Below are 6,757 nucleotides of genomic sequence, written 5' to 3'. Positions count from 1 at the left end.
GTGGACGACCGGTTCGGCGCCCCCGGCAGGCGTCGCGACGCCTGGCGTTTGGCGAGCGACCTCCGGCGTGGGCTCCGGTGTGGTTTGGGGCAGGAGAAGCACGACGGCAAACGCCGCGACCACCAGCGCCGTCGCTAGCGGCGACACGCGCACGGGCGTCGGGTTCATGAGCCACTGCAACGCTCTTGCCAACGCCCCTGGGCGAGGTAGCGCTGCGATGTCGCCCATGACCTTTTGCTCGAGCCAGGCCGGCGCCACCGCGCGTGGTGCGGTAGTGCGGAAGGACTCGACCATTCGGTTCCACGCCTCGGCATCGGCGCGAGTCGTGGCATCGAGCGCGTCGGCTCCGACGTCACCGTCGAGGTAGCGATCCAGGTCGTCGGTCATGCGTACTCCTCCAAGAGGCCGCGCAGCGCCTGGCGCGCGCGGTGCACCCTCATCTTCAGCGAGGCTACCGAGAGGTCCATCACCGCAGCGATCTCCTCATACGACCGGCCCTCGACGTGCTTGAGCACGAACGCTTCACGCTGCTCCGGCGTGAGCGCGTCGAGTGCACCCCACACGCGGCTCCGCACCTCCGCCCCCTCCGCATCCGATGCCGGGTCGGAGCGGCCGCGAAGCACGCCCGCCATGGCGGTGAGGGAAATGTCAGTGCGCCGCGGGCTGCGGATGTGGTCCTTGCACAGGTTGGCCAGGATGCGGAAGAGCCAGGCCCCGACGCGGTCGGCATCGCGACACGTCCGGAGTTTCTGGAAGCCCTGCACCAGCGCACGCTGCACGAGGTCGGCCGCGTCGTCCTGACTCACCGCCATCCGCAGTGCGTGGCCGTAGAGCACGTCGCTGTACCTGCGCACCAAGAGCCGATAAGCGTCGCGGTCTCCGGCCAAGACATCGCGGACGACCTGCGCATCGGTTCGTTCCACAGGTGACACCATGGATGGAAGATATCGGGACAGGCGCCGCCCCCCCAGCGGGAACGGCGCCCGGACCCGATCGTCAGCCGATCAGCCAACTCGAGATCACGGCACCCCTCCACAGGGGTCCGATGCCTCTTTGCTTGCCCTGGGCGACCATCTTCTCGCCGAGCTCGATGAGCCGTCCAGCCCGCTCGAACATCGCGATCTGCACCTCGGTCGGAGCGTCGCCGATCGCGGCTCGGGCCTCCTCGTGGAGCGAGTTCGCCAGGTCGATCATCGCGCGCATCTCCTCCTCGGTGATGCCGCCCGGGAGGACCACGGCCTTGAGCGCCGACCAGCTTGCGGCCTCCGCGAAATGCACAGCGCGGCCATAGTGGCCCCGGGCGTATGCGGCTCGGGCCTTCTCGAGCAGTTCGTGAGCGGTCGCGAGGAACCTCGACTGCTCGTCGTCGATGGCGTTGTTCTCCAGCAGCCGCTCGGCGAGCGCGACCGCCGTCGCGCCCAGCTCGATGGCGAGCTGCGCGCGTCGCGGGCCTACGTCACTCCGCCGCTCGTTGCCTCCCCGGTCGGTCCCCCGGTCACGCCTTCGGTCGTTGGCGCGGCGGTCATGCGTGCGCTGATCACCGAAGATTGCGCGCTCGCCGGCACGCATGGTGTCACCGCGCGACAGCGCGTTGCGAGCGGAGACCGCCAGTACGTTGAGCTCCCGCGCCACATCCGCCGGATTGCGGAAGGAGTCGACGTCCTCGCCGATCGTGGAAGCAATCGCTTCCAGCCTCTCGACCATAGCGGTGACGGCACGACCGCCTCCCGTGGCCTCGATCGCTCGGACGACGAGCCGCCGAGCGTCCCGGGCCTTGTCGAGCGCTGCCCGACGATTGCCGCGCGCCAGATCGTCCTGTGCGTCTGTGAAGCGTAGCCGCGCGCGGTCGTGGAACTCCCGACCGTCCTGGACGCGAACGTCTCCGCGGCTACTGGCGACGTTGTTACTCGCGTCGGCGAGCTCCAGCGCGACGGCGATATTCGCCGTGCTCGCGAGCACTTCCAGTTCGATCGTTTCGTCCGGCGTGAACAGTTCGTCCACGATCGGCGTCGTCGGCGTGCCGTCCTCACAGGCGGCCACGGCCAAGATGCCCAAGAAGGCCAGCGTTGCTTTGGGTTTCAGGGTCTTCATGTCTTGTCTCCGTAGGGTTGGACGCTCTCTCGTTGGGCGGGCGTCAGAGACAAGACGGTCGAAGTCTCGAAAAGGTAACGCGCGTGGCCCACCCCCCTTTCCGATCACCCTTCTAGGGTCCGTCCGTGCCCGCTTGATTCCTCCCCGGGCCTGCGCGACAATGGCGCTCCCCGACCGACCGCAGAGGAGTGACATGGCTTCATGACCGGAGCCCCTACGACGTGAATCGAATCCTCGTGACCGGCGCCGGCGGGCAGATCGGTTCGTGGCTCTTGCCAGCCCTCCGTGAGCGGTACGGGGCCTCCAAGGTCCTCGCCACGGACGTGCGCCACCTCGGCCCGGAGATCACGGAGTCCGGTCCTTTTCAGCTGCTCGATGCTACAGATGCCAAGGCGGTCGGCCAGGCTGTGATGCGCCACGACGCGGACACGGTGTACCACCTCGCGGCGATCCTTTCCGCGGTGGGAGAGCGGGACCCACGCCTCGCCTGGCACGTGAACATGACCAGCCTGGAATCGGTGCTCGACGTGGCCCGCGAACAGAAGTGCGCGGTGTTCACGCCGAGCTCGATCGGGGTGTTCGGACCGGACACGCCCAAGGATCGAACTCCGCAGGACACGCTCATGCGGCCGGCCACGATCTACGGGATCACCAAGGTGGCCGGTGAACTTCTGTGCGACTATTACTTCCGGCGCTTCGGAGTGGACACGCGCGGCGTGCGGTATCCCGGGTTGATCTCGTACGGTGCGCCGCCGGGTGGGGGCACGACCGACTGGGCGGTCGACATTTTCCATGAGGCCGTCGCGCACGGGCAGTACACTTGTTTCCTTGGGCCCGACAGCCAGCTCGACATGATGTACATGCCTGACGCGGTGAGCGCGGCGATCGCGATCATGGAAGCCGATCCAACGAAACTCACCCACCGCAACGCGTTCAATTTGACGGCCATGCAACTGGCGCCTGAAGCGCTGGCTGCCGAGATCCGGAAGCACCTGCCGGACTTCACCATCGACTACGACATCGATCCGGTTCGGCAGTCGATCGCCGAGTCGTGGCCCGACTGCGTCGACGACTCAGCCGCGCGCGAGGAGTGGGGCTGGGAGCCGGCCTTCGACGTCGCGGCGACGACCCGAGACATGCTCACGCAACTGAGAGAAGAGTGACGCCATGCCTGTCGATCGACTGAGCGCCGTCCTGAATGCGCACGTCACCAGCCTCGAGGAGATGGGCACCGCAAAGGGACCGGAGACCGTCGTGGTCGCCGTGAAGCGGGCACAAGGTGACCGGGGTCCGCGCGTCCGCCTGCTGGGCGAGGGCGACAAGGAGTTCATCCGCCTCAACTCCAACTCTTACCTCGGCATGGGTCTCCGGCCTGAGGTCATCGCGGCCGAGGAAGAGGCGACGCGAAACTTTGGGGCGGGTCCCGGGGCGGTCCGCTTCATCTCCGGGACGTATCAAGCCCACGTCGCACTCGAGGCGAAGCTCGCCGACTTCCACACGCGGGAGGCGGCGATGATCTTCTCGTCCGCCTACGCCACCGTGGTCTCCACGATTACGCCGCTCGTCACGCCCGAGACCGTTCTGATCTCGGACGAGCTCAACCACAACTGCATCATCAACGCGATGCGGCTGAGTCGTCCCGCAGGTAAGGCGATCTACCCGCACAATGACGTCGCCGCGCTCGACGCTGCCCTCCGGGACTGGAAGGGGAAGGCGAAGCGGGCGCTCGTGGTGACCGACGGCATCTTCTCGATGCGTGGCGACCATGCGCCCGTAGACCAGATCCTGGACGCGTGTGTCCGCCATGACGCGGACTACGAGGAGAACGTCGTGTGCGTCGTCGACGACTCTCACGGGGTGGGCTCCTTCGGGCGCACCGGCCGGGGAGTGGAGGAGTACACGGGCAGCGCTCCCGTCGACATCCTCGTGGGCACGCTCGGCAAAGCGTTCGGAGTGAACGGCGGCTACGTGACGGCAAACGCGGCGACGATCCAGTTTCTACGGGAATCGTCGCAGATGTACATCTACTCGAACCCGATCACGGTGGGCGAAGCAGCTGCGGCGCTTCGTTCTGTCGAAATCGTCGACAGTGAAGTCGGTGTCGCACTACTCGAGCGCTTGCGGTCGTTGACGAAACGCTTCGAGGACGGACTCGGCCGGATCGGGATCGAGACGATCCCGGGCGAGCATCCGATCGTTCCGCTGATGGTCCGCGACACTCAGAAGACGCGAGATCTCGTCCAGTACCTGTACGACAACGGGGTCCTCGCAACCGGTCTGGCGTACCCGGTGGTGCCCCGTGGAGACGAAGAGATCCGCACCCAGATCAACGCCGACCACACGGAGGCCGACATCGACCACGTGCTCGGACTCTTGGAGGCGTTCCAGGGAAAGGCCTAGCAGCCCGTGGTAGAAGTACAGCGGGCCGCCACCTGGCATCGAGAAGGGTGCCGCGGCGGCGGTGGGATCCGCGTCGTGCAGGAGAACGCAAACCACACGCGTAATGCGGCGACATGGTCCGATGGGCGGGCGCTTCACGCGCGTAGCCGAGCCAGCTCTTGTCCTATCGCACGAGTGCGGTCATGGGACACACCCATCTCGTTGGCAAAGCTAGGCCAGTCGGCCACGGCCGCTGTGACCTCCTGGATCACCGAATGGCCTTCCTCTCGGCCCACGCCGGCCGCGGCACCTGCGTCCAATAAGTGCTTCACCCGGGGCCGCTGGGCCTCACCGGCCACCGCCATGGTGTGCCAGCCACCCATACCGTATGAAAACACCAGGTCGTAGGCCGGCGTCCGCGTCCACGTGCCGTCCCTGGCCATGATGAAGGAGAAGTTCTTGGTGTGGTCGTCGCGGTTGTGCGCCAGAACGTTGAACACCATGTGCCGGAAAGCGGCGATGAGTTGCCGGTGGTCCCGCGTTAGAGCCATGGTAGCCCGGAGCAGTGCGTCGTACTCTACGGAAGGGTGCCGATGGCTCGCGTGCAGCAGCCCGCTCAGCGTGTGGATATGGTGGCGGCCGCCGTTCCGGTCGAAACGCTCGACCCCGAAGTAGCGTGAACCATCGGGCGTCTCGAAGAGCCGCGTGTGCGCCATGACGATCCCGGCTTGGCGCGCCATGAGCGCGTACGCCGCCTCGACGGCTCCGATGTCCGGCCCGTCCTCGATCGCACCGAACTTGATCATGTAGTGCCGATAGCCCTCCGGTAAGTCGGTCGCGCCGCTGATGAGGTGGTCATCCTCTTCGCGCACGCCCACGATCACCTTCGGTCGAGCGCCCTGGGGCGAGCCGCCGGCGATAATGAGTTGGGGTAGCACGTCCTCGAGACTGCCCTCCAGGATCCGAGTCGCCTGGCCGGCGAGGTCATCCAGCTCTATGGCGCCTAGCGAGCCGATCTCGTCCATGTCGCGTGCCGGCTCGTACACCAGCGCGCCCATTCCTCGGTTCCCGATATAGGCAAGACGGTCGAGCGGCGAGATCTGATCCCGGACCATCCCCCACTTCCGTAACTGCCGATCCATGAGGAGCAGGCCCCATCCATCGGGCAACGAGTCATGGAACACACCGAAGAGCCCATCGAACACCAGGTCTTCGTCCTCATGCAGTCCGTCGGTCAGTGGGAGCTTGAACGGAGAGAGCGGCAGAGGGTCGTTCAGGAACGCCACGTCGTACTCGAGGAGAATCCGGCGATCCCGCTCGGCGAGCGTGCCAACCCGGATCTTCTCGTTGCCCCAGTCGAGGAAGACGTCGAGCCTACGCATCGCGGCGCCTCGCGCGCTTCCGCTTCTGCCGGACGCCCAGTTTCTCGAACTCGTCGAGAGAATGCGCCGCGGGCTCCGGGAACAGTCGGTCGAACCCGTCGATCGCGTCCAGGACCTGGGCGAGTCTGATCAACCGCTCCAGCGAGATCCTCCCGGTACGCTCGAACACGCGGTACGTCTCGAGCTTTAGGCCGGCGCGCACGGCCACCTCCTTCTGGGTCCAGTTCCGCGCCAGCCTAAGCGCTTTGACACGCGCAGCCAGACCCCGAGCGATCTCGTCGACCGTCCTTGGAGCAAGTAGTAACATAGTAGTGAATATCCTGTTACATATCGATAAGTGATAGTATGATATCACTACATTGGAAGGTGTCAATTCCTAAGGGAAAGAAATCGAACGGAATTGCGGCGTTCTCGCCAGCTCAGCGAAGGCGACGCCATAGCCGTCGCGGGCACCGCCGCCGAAGACGGTGGTCCTAGGAGCCCCAACGACGGAGATGGGGCCGTGCCACCGTAACCCACGACCTGGTATGTAGGTCACACATGGTGTAGGGCGCAGGGGGGTCGCGGCCCTGTCGGATAGCCTGCCGTTGCAGGGCCGACCATCACCACGCCTTCCACGAAGACGCGAAGCCAGTGGATCTGGCGGGTCAATCGCCGGTGCCAATCGTGCTCATCCTCGTGGCGACGGCCGCGTGCCACCTGCCGGCCCGGAACGAGTCCCGCGAGTCACTTCGTGAGCGCGCCATGCGGCTGCTCGCAGAGAGCTCGCACCAGCGAGCTCAGGACTTTCTCATCGCCCAAGTTCGGGGATGCCGCTGACCGTGCTCATCGCCCAGCTTCGAGGACGCCACTGACCGCGCTCTCGCGGATCACCTTCGACGACGTGAATCATGGTCGGAGTCTTC

General features: G+C 65.9%; 7 protein-coding genes. 2 read left to right on the top strand and 5 right to left on the bottom strand.

All coding sequences use genetic code 11. The features are described from left to right. The 3 genes from IIB36_19905 to IIB36_19895 all read right to left on the bottom strand — a co-directional run. On the bottom strand, positions 1-387 hold a 387-nt coding region (locus tag IIB36_19905; GenBank protein ID MCH7534006.1), incomplete at its 3' end, for a hypothetical protein. Then, a complete protein-coding gene (locus tag IIB36_19900) occupies positions 384-923 on the bottom strand; it encodes a sigma-70 family RNA polymerase sigma factor (protein ID MCH7534005.1) in 540 nt (179 codons plus the stop codon). The genes IIB36_19905 and IIB36_19900, both read right to left, overlap by 4 nt. Before the next feature lie 73 nt (positions 924-996). Further along, complete coding sequence (locus IIB36_19895) at positions 997-2,091, bottom strand: hypothetical protein (protein MCH7534004.1); 1,095 nt, start codon at positions 2,089-2,091, stop codon at positions 997-999. Positions 2,092-2,312: 221 nt separating this feature from the next. Between IIB36_19895 and IIB36_19890 the strand changes: the two genes are divergently transcribed. Both IIB36_19890 and IIB36_19885 read left to right on the top strand, forming a co-directional pair. Then, entirely contained in the window at positions 2,313-3,254 is a 942-nt protein-coding gene (locus IIB36_19890) for an NAD-dependent epimerase/dehydratase family protein (protein ID MCH7534003.1), read from the top strand. Positions 3,255-3,258: 4 nt separating this feature from the next. Continuing rightward, complete coding sequence (locus tag IIB36_19885; GenBank protein ID MCH7534002.1) at positions 3,259-4,491, top strand: aminotransferase class I/II-fold pyridoxal phosphate-dependent enzyme; 1,233 nt, start codon at positions 3,259-3,261, stop codon at positions 4,489-4,491. Between the two features lie 134 nt (positions 4,492-4,625). Here IIB36_19885 and IIB36_19880 read toward each other — a convergent pair whose 3' ends face one another. Next, positions 4,626-5,852, bottom strand: coding sequence for a type II toxin-antitoxin system HipA family toxin (locus tag IIB36_19880; GenBank protein ID MCH7534001.1), 1,227 nt, complete (start codon positions 5,850-5,852; stop codon positions 4,626-4,628). After that, positions 5,845-6,159 (bottom strand): helix-turn-helix transcriptional regulator, encoded by a 315-nt coding sequence (locus IIB36_19875; GenBank protein ID MCH7534000.1) that lies wholly within the window; start codon positions 6,157-6,159, stop codon positions 5,845-5,847. The genes IIB36_19880 and IIB36_19875 overlap by 8 nt, the downstream gene beginning before the upstream one ends. Positions 6,160-6,757 lie beyond the last annotated feature (598 nt).

The organism is Gemmatimonadota bacterium (assembly GCA_022560615.1).
In the GTDB taxonomy this organism is placed as follows: domain Bacteria; phylum Gemmatimonadota; class Gemmatimonadetes; order Longimicrobiales; family Gaopeijiaceae; genus UBA1138.
This window is presented reverse-complemented; position numbering and strand designations above follow the sequence as displayed.